Origin of the sequence: Pseudomonas sp. ATCC 43928 (assembly GCF_005938665.2) — a bacterium.
Classification (GTDB): domain Bacteria; phylum Pseudomonadota; class Gammaproteobacteria; order Pseudomonadales; family Pseudomonadaceae; genus Aquipseudomonas.
In genome coordinates this window covers 3,591,683-3,610,165 of record NZ_CP041753.1, presented here as the reverse complement: position 1 = coordinate 3,610,165, position 18,483 = coordinate 3,591,683, and the positions used below count along the sequence as shown (strand labels likewise).

The following is an 18,483-nucleotide window of genomic DNA, read 5'->3' as shown; positions in this document are numbered from 1 at the left end:
GCGTCTCGGAACGTTATTTATGCATTCAATCTTCCGCCGGGCACTTGGGCAGCGCGTTCTATCACCCCCCTGGAGTGACCATGCGCCGGTACGGGAGACGCTTTTCGGTATCGAGCGACTTGAGCAGCATGCCGAGAGTCTGGCCATCGCCCAGCAGGTGACACCCAGGCCGCCCACTGTGCTTTCCTTGCATGTACGCCTCGACGACAACGCTTCGGTCCTGCTCGCCGCCTACCGGGCGAGCGCCGCGGAGCTTGAGAGCGGCCACAGCGTGGTGCCCGCCGCCGAATGGTTGCTGGATAACTACCATATCGTCGAGGAACAGATCCGGGAAATTCGCGATGATCTGCCACCTGGCTACTACCGCCAGTTGCCGAAGCTCGCCGAGGGACCGTTCGCTGGCTACCCGCGGGTCTTTGGCCTGGCCTGGGCCTTCGTTGCGCATACCGACAGTCATCTCGACCTCGACATGCTGCGGTGTTTCATCGATGCGTACCAGCGGGTCCAGCCGCTGACCATCGGTGAGTTGTGGGCTGTGGCGATCACTCTGCGTATCGTCCTGATCGAGAACCTGCGCCGACTCGCCGAGCAGATCGACGACGGTCGTATGGCCCGCGCGGACGCCGACGAACTGGCCGATCGTTTGCTCGTACCTGCCAGCGCCCGTTCGGCGCTGGCAGACATCGCCGCGCGTCCGCTCGGGCGGTTGCCCGAGCTGTTCGCCGCTCAACTCGCTAAACGCCTGCGCGACCAGGATCCGCGTACGACCCCGGCGCTGGGCTGGCTGGACGAACGTCTGCAAGCACAGGGTGTTTGCGTCGAGGAGGTGGTGCAGCACGCCCAGCAACGCCAGGGTGCCTCCAATGTCACGGTGCGCAACATCATCACCAGCATGCGGCTGATTTCCGATATTGACTGGGCCAAGCTGTTTGAAAGTGTCAGCCTGGTCGATGCGCGCTTGCGCGCGGGCAGTGCGTTTGCCCTTATGGACTTCCCGACGCGCAACCTGTACCGCAGCGCCATCGAGCAACTGGCGCGTGGCTCGGCTCTCTCGGAACTGGAGGTCGCCGACCGGGCCTTGGAGGCTGCCCGCCTGGCTGAGAGCGCCGAGCAGGGCGAGGAGTGGGGTGGGCGAGCGAGCGATCCTGGCTACCACCTGATCGCCGAGGGACGCCCGGCGCTGGAGCGGGCCATGGGCTTTCGCGCACCTCTGCGCTTGCGCATCAGCCGCTTCAACATTCGCCTGGGCATCGGCGGCTATGTTGGCAGCATTTTCTTGCTGACCACGCTGCTACTGGCGCTAATGGCCTGGGCCTTGGCGGTGCCGTCCGTGGCTGTTGGCTGGATCCTGTTGTTCCTGCTGTCGATGTGCGTGCCGGTCACCGAGGTGGCCACGGCGCTGGTCAATCGCATAGTCACCTGGAGTTTCGGCGCCATTACTCTGCCGGGGTTGGAGTTGTCCGCCGGCGTGCCGCAGGCGCTACGTACGCTGATCGCTGTGCCGACGCTGTTGACCAGCGAAGCCGATCTGTTGGAGCAGATCGAGCGACTGGAGGTCCACCATTTGGCGGGCATCGGCGGCGATCTGGCCTTTGCCTTGCTGGCCGATGGCGTCGATGCGCAGCAAGAGGAGCTCGACAGCGATGCGCATTTGCTGACGGTAGCAACCGAGGCGATCGAACAGCTGAATCGCCGCTATGGGCCTGGGCCCGGCGGCCAGCGCTTCTTCTTGCTCTGTCGGCGGCGCTTGTTCAATGCCCGCGAGCAGTGCTGGATGGGCTGGGAACGCAAGCGCGGCAAACTGCACGAGCTAAACCGCCTGTTGCGTGGGGATGGCGAGACGAGTTTCATGTCCATCTTCGGCGAGGCACCGAAAGTGCCGGCCGGGGTGCGCTACGTGATCACCCTTGACGCCGATACCCGCCTGCCGCGGGAGGCGGCGCTGCGGCTGATTGGCAAGATGGCTCACCCATTGAACCACCCACGTTTCGACGCCGCGCTGAAGCGCATTGTCAGCGGCTACGCGATCCTCCAGCCACGGGTCACGCCCTCTCTGCCGCTGGGCGGCGAGGGCTCCTTTTACCAGCAGGTGTTCTCCGGTCCCGGCGGCATAGATCCCTACGCGGCGGCGGTTTCGGATGTTTACCAGGACCTCTTCGGCGAAGGTTCCTACACCGGTAAAGGTATCTATGATGTGGATGCCTTCGAAGCCGCGCTCGGTGGCCGGGTCGGCGACAACCGGCTGCTCAGTCATGATCTGTTCGAGGGCATCTTCGCTCGCGCCGGCCTGGCCTCGGATGTCGAAGTGATCGAAGAGTCCCCGGCGCGCTTCGATGTCACCGCCAAACGTCTGCACCGCTGGACGCGCGGCGACTGGCAATTGCTTCCTTGGGTATTCGGGCACTGGACGGGGGCTCAGGCGGTACCGCCGATCGGCCGCTGCAAGATGCTCGACAACCTGCGTCGCTCGTTGTTCGCGCCCTTCGCCCTGGCCAGTCTGGTGTTCTGCTGGTGGCTGCCGTTGCCGCTGGCGCTGCTCGCTACACTGTTCGTGCTGGCGACCCTGATGATTCCGGCCCTGCTGCCAACCGTCTGCTCCCTGCTGCCGCAGCGGCGCGGCATCCGTCTGCGCAATCACTTCGGCATGTTAGGTGCCGACCTGCGTCGCGCGGCTCTGCAGATTGTGCTCTCGCTGGCCTTTTTGGCGGACCTTGCATGGCGCATGGGTGACGCTATCGGGCGCACCTTGGTGCGGATGTTCTCCAGCCACGATCACCTGCTCGAATGGACCACCGCTGCGCAGGCGTCCAGCTGCCCTTTGCCAGACCTGCGCGGCAGTTACCGGCTGATGGCTGGTGGCACCGCGCTTGCGCTGCTGATAAGCGCAGTTGGCCTGGCCTTGGTGCCCAGCTCCTGGCCGCTAGCCGGTCCACTAGCGTTGCTCTGGTTGGCAGCGCCGGCGTTGGCTCTGCTGAGCAGCCGGCCATCGAAGGTCGCCCGCCAGCGCACGGCTTCGCCGCTGGACGCGCATGCCCTGCGCTTGACCGCGCGACACACCTGGCGCTTCTTCGAAACCTTCGTTACAACGGAGGATAATCTGCTGCCGCCGGACAATTTCCAGGAACAGCCCAAACCGGTACTCGCACATCGCACCTCGCCGACTAACATTGGGCTCTACCTGCTCTCGGCAGTCGCTGCCCGCGACTTTGGCTGGGCCGGCAGCATTGAGACGCTCGAGCGCCTGGAAGCGACCATGGCAACCCTGGAGAAGCTGCCGCGTTACCGCGGGCATTTTTTCAACTGGTATGCGACCCACGACCTGCGAGCCTTGCATCCGGCCTACGTGTCGTCGGTCGATAGTGGTAACTTCGCCGGGCACCTGATCGTGCTCGCCAACGCCTGCGATGAGTGGCGGGAAAGCCCGTTGGCGCAGGAGGCCTGTCGTGGCCTGATGGACGACCTGTGGCTGGTCCAGGAGGCCATCGGCGGGCTGTCGGGCGCCGGTGGCGAGCCGCTGCGGCAACTGCGCGACGATCTGGAGGAAGTCCGCGTCCACTTGGCGGGGCTGCAAGCATTCGACGGACTGCTGCCGAGTCTGAAGCGGCTGACCGAGAAGGCCGCCAAGGTGGCCGTCAGGGTCGTTCCGGTCGGCGAGGGTGATGACCTGCTGTTCTGGGTCGAAGCGCTGCGCAAGGCAGTGGCTGAACACCTGCGCGACCGCACGCTGCCGGACGAGGCGCGGTCTACATTGGCGCCGCGCTTGCAAGCGCTCGCCGATATGGCCCGGGCGATGGCCGGGGCGATGGACTTCAGTTTTCTGCTCGACCCCGAACGAAAGCTGCTATCGATCGGCTACTCCCAAACCGATAATCGCCTCGATCCGAGCTGCTATGACTTGCTCGCCTCGGAAGCACGACTGGCCAGCCTGTTCGCCATTGCCAAGGGGGATGTCCCGACTCGTCACTGGTTCCGCCTCGGACGCATCGCAACGCCGGTCCCCGGCGGCTCGGCGCTGATCTCCTGGTCCGGCTCGATGTTTGAATATCTGATGCCGTCGCTGGTGATGCGAGCGCCGGCTGGCAGCCTGCTGGAACAGAGCACTCGTCTGGTGGTGGCGTTACAGGAAGCCTACGGCCGTTCGTTGGGCATCCCCTGGGGGATCTCGGAGTCCGCCTACAACGCCCGCGATCTGGAGTTCACCTACCAGTACTCCAATTTCGGTGTGCCCGGGCTTGGCCTCAAGCGCGGGCTGTCCGAGAACGTGGTGGTCGCGCCTTATGCGACCGGTCTGGCGGCGATGATCGATCCGCAGGCGGCGCGCCGCAATTACGAGCGGCTGGCCGGGATGGGCGCGCAGGGCCGCTATGGTTTCTACGAGGCGCTGGACTTCACCCGCTCACGGCTGCCGGATGACGAGAATGTGGCGATCGTTCGCTGCTTTATGGCCCACCACCAGGGCATGACCATCGTTGCCATCGCCAATGCCTTGCACGATGGCAGGATGCGCTGCCGTTTCCACCGCGAGCCGATGATTCAGGCCTGCGATTTGCTACTGCAGGAGCGCGTGCCACGGGACGTACTGTTGGCGCATCCACGAGCCGAAGAGGTGACTGTTTCCGCGACCGAGGGCCGCAGCGAAACCCTGCGGCGCATCGATGCGGGAGGCGGCGGCGCGCCGATCACCCATCTGCTCTCCAATGGCCGCTACGCGCTGATGCTCACCTCGGCAGGCGGCGGTTACAGTCGCTGGGGGGATATCGACGTGACGCGCTGGCGTGAGGATGCCACCCGCGATGACTGGGGCAGCTTCATCTTCCTGCGTGACACCCAAAGTGGGGAAGCCTGGTCGGCGACGCTGCAGCCCAGTGGCCGCGACGTTGAAAACGGCGAGGTGCTGTTCCACGAGGATCAGGCCGAGTTCATTCATCGCCAAGGCTCGCTGGTCACCAGCCTGGAAGTACTGGTGTCCGGCGAGGACAACGGCGAAGTGCGGCGAGTTTCGCTGGTCAACAACGGGCGCAGGCCACGCGACATCGAACTGACCTCCTATGCCGAGGTGGTCCTGGCGACTCGGGCCGCTGACAGCGCGCATCCAGTGTTCTCGCGAATGTTCGTGCAGACTGAATACCTTGCCGAGTTCACGGCACTGGTCGCCACTCGCCGCCCGCGTGGACCGGAGGAAACGCCGGTATGGGCGGCGCACTTCGTGGTGGTGGAAGGTGAGCTGATCGCTGATCCGCAATACGAGTCCGACCGCGCGCGTTTCCTTGGCCGCAACCGTAGCGTGCGCGAGGCGCTGGCGATCACCGGGCATCGGGCGCTGTCGAACAGCCAGGGGACGGTCCTCGATCCGATCTTTTCCTTGCGTCAACGTCTGCGGGTTGGGCCCGGCAAAGTTGCGCGGGTAGCCTTCTGGACGGTGGTCGCAAGCTCGCGAGAGGAATTACTGGATCTGATCGACAAGCACCATGAACGCAATGCCTTCGAGCGCGCCAAGACCCTGGCCTGGACCCAGGCCCAGGTGCAATTGCGCGACCTTGGCATCGACTCCGAGGAGGCGGCGGACTTCCAGCGCCTGGCCGCGCCGATTCTCTATGTTGACCCACGTTTTCGCGCTTCGGCGCCGGCCATCATACGAGGGGCGGGGTGCCAGTCGGGGCTATGGCCGCTGGGGATTTCTGGTGATCTGCCGTTGGTTCTCTTGCGCATCGACGAGGTCGAGGACCTCGCCCAGGTCCGTCAGTTGCTGCGTGCCCGTGAATACTGGCGGATAAAGGGCCTGCACGTCGACCTGGTCATCCTCAACGAACGGGCGTCGTCCTATGTGCAGGACCTGCAGGAGGCGATAGAAACCGCAGTACGCAGCACTCAGTCTCGCCTGCACTTTGGCGAGGAGCGCAGGCGCGGTGCGGTCTACACATTGCGCACCGACCTCATGACCGTAGAAACACGGGCGTTGCTGCAGGCCGTGGCGCGAGTCGAGTTGATCGCCCATCGTGGTTCCATTGCAGACCAGCTCGAGCGCCTGCCAAAGCCTGCGCCGCGCAACTGGCTTGCCGCCCGCCAGCCTCCGTCAATGCCAGTGTGGCCGTTGCCGGAGGCACCGGTCGGGGATGACGGCCTGGAGTTTTTCAATGGCCTGGGCGGCTTTGATCGCAACGGGCGGGAATACCTGATCACGCTTGAGCGCGACCAGACGACGCCCGCGCCGTGGATCAATGTGATCGCTAACCCGGCGTTCGGCTTCCAGGTCTCGGAGCACGGCAGTGGCTACACTTGGGCCGAGAACAGCCGTGAAAACCAACTCACCCCCTGGTCCAATGACCCGGTCGCTGACCCGGGGGGCGAGGCGCTGTATATCCGCGACGAGGAGAGTCACCAGCTTTGGAGCCCTACCGCGCAGCCGATCCGCGACGACGGCGTCTACCGCGCTGCGCACGGCTTCGGCTACAGCCGCTTCAACCATTCGGCACACGGCATTCACACGCAATTGCTGCAGTATGTGCCGCTGGACGACTCATTGAAAATTTCCCGACTGACCCTGCGCAATCTGTCCGGGCGGCCACGTCAACTGTCGGTGACGGCCTATGTGGAATGGGTGCTCGGCACCTCGCGCGGGACCAACGGGCCGTTCATCCAAACGGAGATCGACGCCGCCAGCGGCATGCTGCTGGCGCACAACCCATGGAGTATCGCCTTCCCGGGCCGTGTGGCATTTGCTGATCTCGGCGGCCGGCAAAGCGCCTGGACCGCCGACCGCCGCGAATTCCTCGGTCGCCATGGCGGGCCGGCGGCGCCTCGGGCGCTGCTTGGTAGAGCTCCGTTGTCCGCGGCCTGCGGTGCCGGTCTGGACCCATGCGCGGCGCTGCAGTGCGTCGTCGAGCTGGCCCCCGGCGAGTCTGTCGAGGTGCTGGTTTTGCTGGGGCAGGCCGTATCGACCGATGCTGCCCGGGAGATGGTTATGCGTTACCGCGAGCGTGACCTGGACGAGGTACTTGCAGCGGTCAAACGGCACTGGGACGAAGTGCTCGGTGCAGTGCAGGTACGCACGCCCGACCGCGCCCTGGATATCCTGCTTAACGGTTGGCTGCTCTACCAGACTCTGGCTTGCCGCATCTGGGCTCGTTCGGCGTTCTACCAGGCCAGCGGTGCCTATGGTTTCCGTGACCAGTTGCAAGACTGCATGGCACTGGCATTCGCACACCCAGCGCAAACCCGGTCTCATCTGCTGCGTGCTGCCGCCCGGCAGTTCGTCGAGGGCGATGTGCAGCACTGGTGGTTACCGCATTCGGGGCAGGGGGTCCGTACGCGGATTTCCGATGATCGTGTCTGGCTGGCCTTTGCCTGCGCCACCTATGTCACGTCTTCCGGGGATGCCGGGGTGCTGGACGAGAGCGTGCCGTTCATCGAAGGGCGGCAGTTGCTCCCCAGCGAAAGCGACGCGTTCTTCCAGCCGATGCCCGCGGACGAGTCGGCTTCGCTGTTCGAACATTGCGCCCGCGGTCTCGACCAGTGTCTGACGCTGACCGGTGCCCACGGCTTGCCGCTGATCGGCAGCGGCGACTGGAACGACGGTATGAACCGGGTTGGCGTGGGCGGGCAGGGCGAGAGTGTCTGGCTCGGCTGGTTGCTGTTGAGCACCTTGAACAGTTTTGCGCCTTTGGCCGACGGCCGCGACGATCAGCGTGCCAAGCGGTGGCGGGCGCATGCGGGGTTGCTGCGCAAAGCGTTGGAGCGTGAGGCCTGGGATGGCGACTGGTATCGCCGGGCGACGTTCGACGATGGTACGTGGCTCGGCTCGGCGGCGTGCGAGGAATGTCGGATCGACTCCATTGCGCAGTCCTGGGCGGTACTCTCAGGTGGCGCCGATCCCGCCCGCGCGAGGCTGGCGATGGCCTCGCTGGAGCGTCTGCTGATCCGCCGCGACGACAACCTGGCGTTACTGTTCGCACCCCCGTTCGCGCACACTTCGCTCGACCCCGGCTATATCAAAGGCTACCCGCCAGGCCTGCGCGAGAATGGCGGGCAGTACAGCCATGCGGCGATGTGGACGATCCTGGCGTTGACCCGACTCGGGGAGGGCGACAAGGCCGTCGAACTGTTCGCGCTGCTCAATCCGATCAACCATGCGCGCACGCCAGAGCAGGTCGAGCGCTACAAGGTCGAACCTTATGTGATCGCCGCGGATGTCTATTCCGTTGCGCCGCATATAGGCCGGGGTGGCTGGACCTGGTACACCGGCTCGGCCGGCTGGATGTACCGCGCCGGCGTAGAGGGGATTCTGGGGTTGCGCCGAGAGGGGGCGTTTCTCGTTGTCGATCCCTGCATCCCGCGTCACTGGCCAGGTTTTGAAGCCCGTCTGAGGCTGGACGGCAGCGACTACACGATCAGCCTGAAGTCGGCGGGACGACGTTGCCGGGACCTCGAGCAGGCGCTGCTCGATGGTGTACCGCAGACCTGCGAGCAAGGGGCCGTTCGCGTGCCGCTGGACGGATGTGCGCATCGTCTTGAGCTTGTTCTCTAATGGGTACGCTGGCGCACAGAACTACGTTGCCGATGCGTTCAATCTGGAGGTGTTCAGAAGTCCTGGATCACAATCGGAGAATCGTCATGCTACAAACAATCGTGGTCGTCCTGATCGTCCTGTGGTTACTTGGGCTGGTAACGTCGTACAGCCTGGGAGGCTTCATTCATGTCCTGTTGATCGTGGCGCTGATTTTGCTGGCGGTCAGTTTCTTTCAGAGCAGGCGCTCATAAGCCTCTTCGGTCCTGCCGATGAACAGGGTTGAGCGCCGCTCGCGGACAGTACAGTCCACACTCGCCGATGAAGCGCTTTTCGATCGCCTGCAGCGTGCCGCCTTGGGTTATTTCCTGCAGACATTGAATCCGTTTAACGGACTGGTGGCCGATACCTCGCGTCCCGGTTCGCCCGTCAGTATCGCGGTGGTCGGATTCGCCCTGTCAGTGTATCCGCTGGCCGTAGATCGGGGCTGGTTGACACGGGCCGACGCGCTGCGGTTCAGCCTCGCCGCACTGCGTTTCTTCCAGGCCAGCGATCAAAGCGGTAGCCCCGGGGCGACAGGATATAAAGGGTTTTATTATCACTTCCTTGATATCCATACGGGTGTGCGGGTTTGGCGCTCGGAACTGTCGATGATCGACACCGCTTTGCTGATCGCCGGCGTGTTGACAGCAAGCCTGTATTTTTGCGCGGATACCGCTGACGAGAACGAGTTGCGGGGCCTGGCCGACTTTCTTTATCGGCGCATCGACTGGCGCTGGGCACAGGACAGTGGTGAGACGATAAGGCAGGGTTGGAAACCCGAATGCGGGTTCCTGCATTACGGCTGGGAGGGCTACAGCGAGGCCATCCTGCTGTATGTGTTGGCGCTCGGCTCGCCAAGCTGTGCCATCGTGGGCGACTGCTACCGGGCATGGACCTCCACCTATCAGTGGGAAAACCTCTACGACCATGACTATCTCTATGCCGGGCCGCTGTTTGTCCACCATTTCTCCCATGCATGGATAGATTTTCGCGGCATCCACGATGGTTTCATGCGTGAGAAGTGCTCGGACTACTTCCAGAACAGCCGACGCGCCGCTTACATCCAGCGTGAGTACGCGCGGCGTAACCCGCAAGAGTTCGCCGGCTACGCTGAAAATTGCTGGGGCTTGTCCGCTTGCGATGGGCCGAGCGATGAGCAGCCACAGCTGTCCAATGAGCCGCGGCGATTGTTCGGTTATGCCGCTCGTGGCGTACCGTACGGGCCGGATGACGGCACACTGTGCGCCCCCTCGGTGGTGGCGTCGTTGCCGTTTGCGCCGGAAATTGTCCTCGACGCGGTGCGGCATATGATGGAGCGCTACCCGGAAATGTGCGTCGAAGGGCGCTTTTCCAGCAGCTTCAATCCGAGCCTCGCCGATGACAACGGGCGCGCCTGGGTGTCCCCAGGGCACTACGGGCTCGATCAGGGCATTGTACTGATGATGATCGAGAACCATCGTAGCCAACGGATTTGGGAGCTGATGCGCGCCTGCCCCTACATCCGCGACGGTTTGCAGCGCGCCGGGTTCCACGGCGGCTGGTTGCAGCAACCGCCATTTGCGGGAGCAGGCTGATGACGCAAGACTACGATGGGTCGATCACCACGCCGCAGGATGCTTATGAGCGTCAACGCCTGGCCAGTGTGCATCCGCCGCGCTGGGTCAATCCGCACGCTGCCGAGCGCTACCACTTGGTGATAGTCGGTGCGGGGCCTGCGGGTCTGGGCGCCGCGAAAACCGCTGTAGCGCTCGGCGCCAGGGTGGCGTTGATTGAATGCAGGTTGATCGGCGGCGATTGTCTGAACAATGGTTGTGTACCGTCGAAGGTGATTATCCGGACGGCGCAGTTGTATGCCGAAATGCGCGATGCCCGGCACTATGGCGCGCAAGTGCCGAGCGACATTCAGGTCGACTTCGCTGCCGCGATGGAGCGCGTACGGCGTATCCGCAGTCACCTCAGCGGCGGCGATTCGGCGGCACGATTGAGCGCAATTGGCGTGGATATGTTCTTCGGCGAAGTGCGCTTCACGGGGGCTGATTCGCTGACCGTCGATGGGCAGACCCTGCGCTTTCGCAAAGCCTTGATTGCGACTGGCGCGGCCCCGAATATCCCGCTGATTCCCGGTCTCGCGCAAGCCGGTTACCTAACCAATGAAAACGTTTTCGATCTGACCGAGTTGCCGCGCCGCCTGCTGGTGATTGGTGGTGGCCCCCTTGGCTGTGAACTGGCCCAGGCCTTCTCCCGGCTTGGCGCACAAACCACCATCGTGCAAGACATGCCGCTGTTCCTCGGCAACGAGGAACGGGACGCCGCGCAACTGCTCTCGGATGCCTTCGCTCGCGACGGCATCGAGGTCCGTCTGAACACCCAGGTCGTTGCCGTGCGCGTAGAGGGTGGGCAGAAACTGGTCGACCTGGTCAGCGACGATTACCGCAGTACGGTTGCCGTCGATGCGATCCTCGCCGGCATCGGCCTCTCGCCGAATGTCCAGGGCCTGAACCTGGAAGCCGCCGGTGTCGACTACGACGCCAGTGAGGGAATCCGTGTCGATGACTTCCTGCGCACCAGCAATCCGCTTATCTACGCTGCCGGGGATGTCTGCCTTGAGCACAAGTACACCCATACCGCCCTGGCTTCAGCCCGCATTGTCGTGCAGAACGCCCTGCTGCGCGGTCGCGAGCGGATGAGCCGGCTGGTAATCCCCTGGTGTACCTACACCGATCCGGAGATTGCTCACGTCGGTTTGTATGTGCGTGAGGCCAACCGTCGGGATATTCCGGTGAAAACCTTCACCATTCCCATGCATCAGGTCGATCGTGCGGTCACTGACAGTGAGGAGGAGGGTTTCGTGAAAATCCACGTCAGGGAGCGCACGGACCAGATTCTCGGTGCCACCATCGTCGCTCGCCATGCCGGCGACATGATCAACGAAATCACCCTGGCCATGGTGGCGGGCGTCGGCTTGCGCACATTGGCCCTGGTGATCCATGCCTATCCCACGCAGGCGGAGGCGATCCGCAAGGCCGCCGATGCCTACAATCGTACCCGCTTGCCTCCTCGCGTCAGGTCACGTTTGGCGCGTTGGATGGAGCGCTGAGTCAGTAGCCTGAAGCCGTCCCAGCAGCGCCTTGGCGCGTGCACAGACATTGTCGATGCTGAAGCCGTATTCGCGCAGCAGTACGTCGGCCGGTGCCGAGGCGCCGAAGTGTTCTACCCCGAGCATGTCCCCCCGCGCGCCAATGTAGCGCTCCCAGCCTTGCCGCACACCCAACTCGACCGCCAGCCGCGCGCCGACTGACGGCGGCAGTACCGCGTCGCGCTCGGCCTGCGGCAGGGCCTCGAACAGCTCCCAACTGGGCATCGAGACACAGCGCACGGCAATGCCTTCGCGTTCCAGGCGCTCGCCCGCCGCCAGGATCAAGGCGACTTCCGAGCCACTGGCGAGCAGGATCAGTTCGGGCTCGCTGTTCGCCGCATCGCTCAGCACATAGGCGCCGCGACGCAATCCATGTGCCGGGGCATAGCGGTTGCGATCCTGGGTTGGCAACGATTGCCGGGTCAAGACCAGCAGCACAGGGCGGTCACGGGTGGTCACCGCAACCTGCCAGGCGACTGCGGCTTCATTGGCGTCGGCGGGGCGGATCAGCACCAGATTCGGGATGGCGCGCAGGCTCGCCAGTTGTTCGACAGGCTGATGGGTAGGGCCGTCCTCGCCGAGCGCCAGGCTGTCGTGGGTGAACACATGCACCACGTGCAGGCCCATCAGTGCCGCGAGGCGTAGCGGTGGGCGCATGTAGTCAGAGAAGATCAAGAAGGTCGCACCAAAGGCAATGAAGCCGCCGTGTGCGGCAAGGCCGTTGACGATGGCGCCCATTGCATGTTCGCGCACGCCGAAGTGCAAGTTGCGACCCGCTTTGCTCCAGCCGCCCACGTCAGAGCCTTGTTGATCCGTGCCCGTGGTAGGCGGCGGGTTGAAGTCTCCAAGGCCCTTGAGCGCGGTTTTCGTTGAGGGATCGAGGTCGGCGGAGCCTCCGCTCAATGCTGGCAGACGGGGCGCGATGGCATTGATCACCATGGCGCTGGCGTCGCGTGTGGCCAACCCCTTGGCATCGGTGGGAAACACCGGAATGTCTGCATCCCAGCCCGGCGGCAGTTCCCCGTTCAGGCGCTGCTCCAGTTCATGGGACAGTTCTGCAAAGGCCTTGGTGTAGACGTCCATGCGCATGTGCCAGGCAGCCTCGCTCCGCACCCCGTGTTCCACGGCCTTGCGGAAATGCGCCAAGGCAGCGTCGGGTATCAGGAAGTCCGGCTCGGTGGGCCAGCCCAGCTTCTCCTTGGTCTTGCGCACCTCTTCCACGCTGAGCGGCGAGCCGTGGGCCTTGAAGGTGTCCTGCTCGGGTGAGCCGTAGCCGATATGTGTACGAACGAGAATTAACGATGGCCGCGTGCTTTGCGCCCGTGCCGCCTGCAGCGCGGCATCTATCGCCAATAGGTTATTGCCATCTGCCACCGACACTGTGTGCCAGCCGTAGGCCTCAAATCGCCGCGCACGATCCTCGGAGAAGGTCATGGCGGTGCCGGCGGCCAGAGTAACGGCATTGTCGTCGTACAGGCAGGTGAGCTTGCCCAACCCGAGATGGCCGGCGAGCGAGGCGGCCTCGCTTGCCACGCCTTCCATCAGGTCGCCGTCGCTGACGAGGGCGTAGGTATGGTGGTCGACGACCGCATGACCGGGACGGTTGTAGCGCGCGGACAGTTGCGCCTCGGCCATCGCCATGCCGACCGCGTTGGCCAGGCCCTGACCAAGCGGCCCGGTAGTGGTCTCCACGCCGGGCGTGTGTCCGCGCTCGGGATGCCCTGGCGTCTTGCTACCCCATTGGCGGAAACGCTTGATCTCCTCCAGCGCAAGCTCGTAGCCACTGAGGTGCAGCAGACTATAGAGCAGCGCCGAGCCGTGTCCGGCGGAGAGCACGAAACGGTCGCGGTCGGGCCACTGCGGGTTGCGCGGGTTGAACTTTAACCAGCGCGTCCACAACACATAGGCCATTGGCGCGGCACCGAGCGGCAGACCGGGGTGGCCGCTATCGGCTTTTTGCACCATGTCGAGCGAGAGGAAGCGTAGGGTATCGATGCATTGCTGGTCGAGTTTGCTGGTCATGATGGTCTCTTGGTGAGGTAAAGGGGACTCAGCGCGTCGCGGGTGTTTCGGTTGTGGTCCACATCCATCATCGGGTTCACGTCCCTTTACTCGCGGTTCCCGCTTTGATCCAACGCTCATCAGGTATGTCGTGTATTCCACCAGCAGATAAAAAATGCCCGCCAATGCGCCGGGATTTCTCGTTCAGCCTCTACCCAATCCTGAGCGTTGGCCTCTGCCCATGAGTCGTTTCGAGGTCCTCCTGAATTTCAGCTATAAACTTGCCTATCGCTCGATTGCAATTGAGGCTGGCTGTACTAATTCCCGTAACCAACAGCTCTACTCGACCAGAGACAGGCTCGAATATCAGAGCTTGCAGTGATCCGCTTTGATCGACTCGGCACTCGCAGGACAGGGGACGGAGTGCTGACTCGATGATGTGACGCAACTCAAGCGTGGATAGCATGATGACTCCAGTGAAGACGGTGGACTCGGGAAGGGCGAGTGTTGAACCGTCTCATAGCTGGAGTGTGAGGGACGCCGTAGGGGTGGTCTGTTCGCTAGAACACGCAGGTGCGGGTCAGCAAGACGGTTTTAACGGAACATAGGGCAGCAGGCGCTCGGTTTCTTTTCTGACGACGGCGTAGCACTCGCAACTCAGTTGCTCAAGTGCGGCCCTGTCCAGCACCTTGATATGGCCACGGCTGTATTCGATGACGCCCAGGCGTTGCAGTTTGCCAGCGGCATCGGTCACGCCTTCACGGCGTACGCCGAGCATGTTGGCGATCAACTCCTGGGTCATGATCAGTTGATTGTCTTGCAGGCGATCGAGAGACAGCAGCAACCAGCGGCACAATTGTTGATCGATCGAGTGGTGGCGGTTGCACGCGGCGGTCTGCGCCATTTGGGTGATCAACGCCTGGGTGTAGCGCAACATCAGCAGGAGCATCTCCCCGTGGCGATTGAACTCATCCTTGAGTCGCTGGCTGGGTAACCGAAAGGCATGCCCGGCGCTCTGTACGATCGCCCGGCTTGGTGTGCTTTCACCACCCATGAAGACGGCGATGCCGATCAAGCCTTCATTGCCTACCACTGAAATTTCCGCCGATGCGCCGTTTTCCATCACATACAGTAAGGACACGATGGCGTCGGTGGGGAAGTAGACGTGCCGCAGGACATCCCCGGATTCGTAGAGCACCTTGCCGAGCGGCAGGGTGATCAGTTCGAAGTAGGGCAACAAGCGCTCCCTCGATTGTGCAGGAAGGGCCGCCAGAAGATGGTTCTGTTGTGGCTTGGGTGTATCAAACATATCAGCCAGCATCCGAGGTTGAGACTTCCAATACCTAAAGATTAATCCATGGCGCACGCCGTACGCTGCCATATGGGGCCGTCCGTCGGTTTTGCCGGCACATTCAATTCGGGCCAGGCCCTTGGACGGCCGTCGAGGATTGGCGGCTCCATAGGCTCCTTGTCATCTTTCAGGCCTTTGAAGAGCGGCGTAACGGAGGAAGACGATGCGAGCGCTTCGATCAGGCGTGAGTGCTATTAAGTGCAAAGAAGCGTCAATGGCTCACCAGCGGCAACATCACCACGAACTCACTTCCCTTACCATTACCCTCGCTCGTGGCGGTGACCTTGCCACCGTGCGCTTCGACCAGCTCCCGAACGACGGTCAACCCGATGCCCAAACCGGAGCCGTTGAAACCTATGGCGTGTTCGTCTTGAACATAAGGGTCAAAAATAAAAGGGAGTGCTTTAGCCGAAACGCCGATTCCATTGTCGGAAATACTTATCTTCAGAACGTCGGCCTCTACCGTGGCAGACAGCTTGATTCTGCCTTCGGCCGGAGTGTACTTGGCCGCATTCGCCAGTAGATTGTGAAGAATCTGAGCGAGGCGTCCTGAATCACCATTCACCATCAAGGTGCCATCTGGAAGATGGACGTCGAACTGCTGCTGTTGCGCGATCATCACAGGACCACACGCATCAACAGCCTCAATCAGAATTTGCATCATGTCGACATCGCGGCGATTGATTCGCAGCTTGCCCGTGCTGGCGCGGGAGACGTCGAGCAGATCGTCGACCAGCTGTGAAATATGCTGTACTTGACTCTCAATCAACTCTCGCATTCGCGGCAGTTGGTCGCTAGGCAGTCGAACCATACGCTCTGCAATCATGCTGATAGGTGTTAACGGATTTCGCAGCTCATGGGCCACCATAGCCAGTACGCTTTTCTGCTGGCTCAATGCGCGCTCGGCTGTAGCCTGAAGGTCTTGAGCGCTGAGCGCAGCCATTACCAGTTGCGCATTAGCCTCGCGCAATTGCTGGTACAAACGCTGCTCCTCCAGACGAGGGGGGGGTACAGCGTCTGATTGCGCCAAGAGTATCGCCACTACCAGCTGCTGATTGGCCTCGATCACTTGCTCGACCTGCTGGGTATCCACCAACCGGCTGCTGGCGTCGCTCAACTGTTTTTGCAGTGCTGCCAGTACGGCGCGCGCTTCAACAGTTTTTTGTCCAAGCAGGAAGAGTTCGTGAGCAGCATTGGCCATCTCACGTTCCTTCTTGCCACCGGCTTTACTCATGAGTCGGGCTCAAACATTTTTATCTCCCGTACGTACCGCTCCTGAACTCTGTTTTGTCGGTCGACCACCGAGCAGCCCCTCCTGGTCCGGCAGCATTTCGCCGATCTGGAGGCCGTTATCGTCGATGTGGTACTGGCGCAACTGATCTGAATGGGCGCTGGCTCGGACCTTGACCACGGCCATGATCCGCAACAAGCGGCTCTCTACTTCAATATAGCGTTGAACGATGATCGCATCGGTGAGAAAGGCGGTGCCGTAAGGACTGAAACGCAGATCGGTGTAGCGGTCTTCCAGCTCGGAGGTCATCAACACACTGACCCCGGCGCCGGTCAGCGCGGTGACCATGCGTGACAGCGACTCGCGGAAGTCATCGCGGAAGGTCGGCGCCAGCGCCAGTTCGAAGCCCGACAGCGAATCGATGACCACGCGGGTGGCTTTCAGCCGGGTGATCTCGCTCAACAGCAACTGCACGATTTCGTCGATGGAGAGGTCCGGGGCCCGGCTGTCCACCAGACCGACCTGGCCACTCTGGATCAGGCCAGCGAGGGTGGCATTCTGGGAGTGATTGGGCCGCTGTTCGAACACCGCGATCACGCCGGTTTCGCCATTGCGCGCGCCTTCAGCGAGAAATGTCGCGGCCAGAATGCTTTTGCCCGAACCCGAAGGCCCGGCTACCAGCAAGGAATAGCCACGGGGCAGACCGCCGCCGAGCATCTCGTCGAGCTGCGGCACGCCCATCTTCAGGCGCTTGATAGGGAACTCCAGCGGCGCTTCAACCGGGTTGGGGGCCGTCGGCGCAAAGACCTTGATCCCCGACGTCGCGATGCGGAAGGTATGCAGCCCCGGCAGTGTCGGTTGGCCGCGCATCTTCATGATTTCCATCTTGCGCACCATGGAATTGCGTTGAACGCTTTGACGCAGCCAGATCAGGCCATCGGCCACGGTGAAAATCGGGTTGGTGTCGGTTTCGGTGAAATATTCGCCGATCAGGAAGGTCGTCGCCTGCCAGGTGGTCATCAACATGCCCAGTTGCTGAATGAACTGCGGCAGGTTGTTGTTGGGGTTGTCCTGGGTTTGGCTGGCCAGCACCACCGAACGGAACGAGTCGACGAACACCAGCGACGGAGAGTGCGCCTCCACCTCGCTGACGATGCGCCGCAGCACTTCGTCCAGATTTCCGGCGAGGGTGTCGTTGGCCAGGTTGATATAGCGAATCGAATGGTTGATCGCTTCACTGTCGAAAAAATCGAATTGCTGTTGATAGCGCAGCATCTTCAGTGGCGGCTCGCCAAGCACCGTAAAGAACAGCGCCGGACGTTCGGGCGTCGCCAGGGCAAACATCATCTGGTGAGCGAGGGTGGTCTTGCCGCAGCCGGGAGGGCCGGCGATCAAGTTGAACGAAAACTCCGGCAAACCTCCGCCCAGCACCTCGTCCAATCCTGGCACGCCGGTGGCCAAGCGGTTGATAGTCACTTTGGTGCTCATGGCGAATTTTCCTGCGATGGGGTGTCGCTCAAAGAAGGTTCCCACACGTCACGAAGCAACCGTGCGGTGAGCGAGGGCCCGATCAGCGTGGTCAGCAGTTCGTAGAAGGTGATCAGCATCACTTCACCGAAAAACAACGCATCGGCTTCGCTTTGTTCAACGAGTACGGATTTGAGGGCAGCCAGATCCAGCGCGGCCTGCACGCGGTCATAGGTACCGGCCAGGCGCGGATGAGCGCAAGTGCAAAGCTGGAGGCTACGGCGGTAAAGCGCGGCAACCCCCTGCGGCCCAATGATGGGCGTGAGGGCTGCGTCCATATCCTGCAAGGTTGAAACGATCGCTTGGGCGACCCTCGCAATGTCCGCGTCGGGACCAACACGGTGCGCCAGAGAAGCTACGATCTGGCGGCTCTCTTCGCTTAGCGTGGACATGACGGACTAATATCTGATGGACAGAGCCTGATGGTACACCTTATCTCGAGTTTATCGAGACTCAGTTCTGAGGCAGTATTGAAAAAGCAGTCTGATTGTCCTTTTGGCTGTGATCTGAGCTTGATCCCATCGGTACGGGCTGGAGAATCGGTTAAAGCAAGGGTGTGATCGTCTCTTTTTCTGACGATGCCGAGAGAAAAGCCTCCTTTTTACCGGCGCCAGTGGCTCGCTGTGGGGCGGTACGGTGCTACGAGACGGACGCGTTGTGCTGGCTGTGCAATCTCATCTGCCCATTACAAC

General features: G+C 62.4%; 10 protein-coding genes. 4 read left to right on the top strand and 6 right to left on the bottom strand.

All coding sequences use genetic code 11. From position 1 onward, the window contains the following. The first annotated feature begins 19 nt into the window (after positions 1-19). The 4 genes from FFH90_RS16465 to FFH90_RS16450 all read left to right on the top strand — a co-directional run bounded on the left by FFH90_RS16465 (position 20) and on the right by FFH90_RS16450 (position 11,642). The gene (locus tag FFH90_RS16465; protein ID WP_138867603.1) at positions 20-8,524 is read left to right on the top strand and encodes a GH36-type glycosyl hydrolase domain-containing protein; all 8,505 of its coding nucleotides are present in this window, start codon (positions 20-22) and stop codon (positions 8,522-8,524) included. An 86-nt stretch (positions 8,525-8,610) separates the two neighbouring features. After that, positions 8,611-8,757, top strand: a complete 147-nt coding sequence (locus FFH90_RS16460) for a lmo0937 family membrane protein (protein ID WP_105341819.1) — start codon at positions 8,611-8,613, stop codon at positions 8,755-8,757. Positions 8,758-8,775: 18 nt separating this feature from the next. Next, complete coding sequence (locus FFH90_RS16455; RefSeq protein ID WP_138867602.1) at positions 8,776-10,119, top strand: glucoamylase family protein; 1,344 nt, start codon at positions 8,776-8,778, stop codon at positions 10,117-10,119. Beyond that, positions 10,119-11,642, top strand: coding sequence for a mercuric reductase (locus FFH90_RS16450; protein ID WP_111453635.1), 1,524 nt, complete (start codon positions 10,119-10,121; stop codon positions 11,640-11,642). The genes FFH90_RS16455 and FFH90_RS16450 overlap by 1 nt, the downstream gene beginning before the upstream one ends. On the opposite strand, the gene tkt is transcribed toward FFH90_RS16450, so the two are convergent. The 6 genes from tkt to FFH90_RS16420 form a co-directional block, all read right to left on the bottom strand. Next, complete coding sequence (gene tkt / locus FFH90_RS16445) at positions 11,613-13,703, bottom strand: transketolase (RefSeq protein WP_138867699.1); 2,091 nt, start codon at positions 13,701-13,703, stop codon at positions 11,613-11,615. The genes FFH90_RS16450 and tkt overlap by 30 nt on opposite strands. Positions 13,704-13,893: 190 nt before the next feature. Continuing rightward, complete coding sequence (locus FFH90_RS16440) at positions 13,894-14,148, bottom strand: DUF1652 domain-containing protein (protein ID WP_111453637.1); 255 nt, start codon at positions 14,146-14,148, stop codon at positions 13,894-13,896. 114 nt (positions 14,149-14,262) lie between these two features. Continuing rightward, positions 14,263-14,991 carry a Crp/Fnr family transcriptional regulator gene (locus FFH90_RS16435; protein ID WP_105342226.1) on the bottom strand — a complete coding sequence of 243 codons (729 nt, stop codon included), beginning with the start codon at positions 14,989-14,991 and terminating at the stop codon, positions 14,263-14,265. Between the two features lie 253 nt (positions 14,992-15,244). Next, entirely contained in the window at positions 15,245-16,267 is a 1,023-nt protein-coding gene (locus FFH90_RS16430) for a sensor histidine kinase KdpD (RefSeq protein WP_138867601.1), read from the bottom strand. Between the two features lie 9 nt (positions 16,268-16,276). Then, positions 16,277-17,752 carry an ATPase domain-containing protein gene (locus tag FFH90_RS16425; RefSeq protein ID WP_111453638.1) on the bottom strand — a complete coding sequence of 492 codons (1,476 nt, stop codon included), beginning with the start codon at positions 17,750-17,752 and terminating at the stop codon, positions 16,277-16,279. After that, positions 17,749-18,183, bottom strand: a complete 435-nt coding sequence (locus tag FFH90_RS16420) for a hypothetical protein (protein ID WP_225602876.1) — start codon at positions 18,181-18,183, stop codon at positions 17,749-17,751. Before FFH90_RS16420 ends, FFH90_RS16425 begins: the two co-directional genes overlap by 4 nt. Positions 18,184-18,483: the final 300 nt, after the last annotated feature.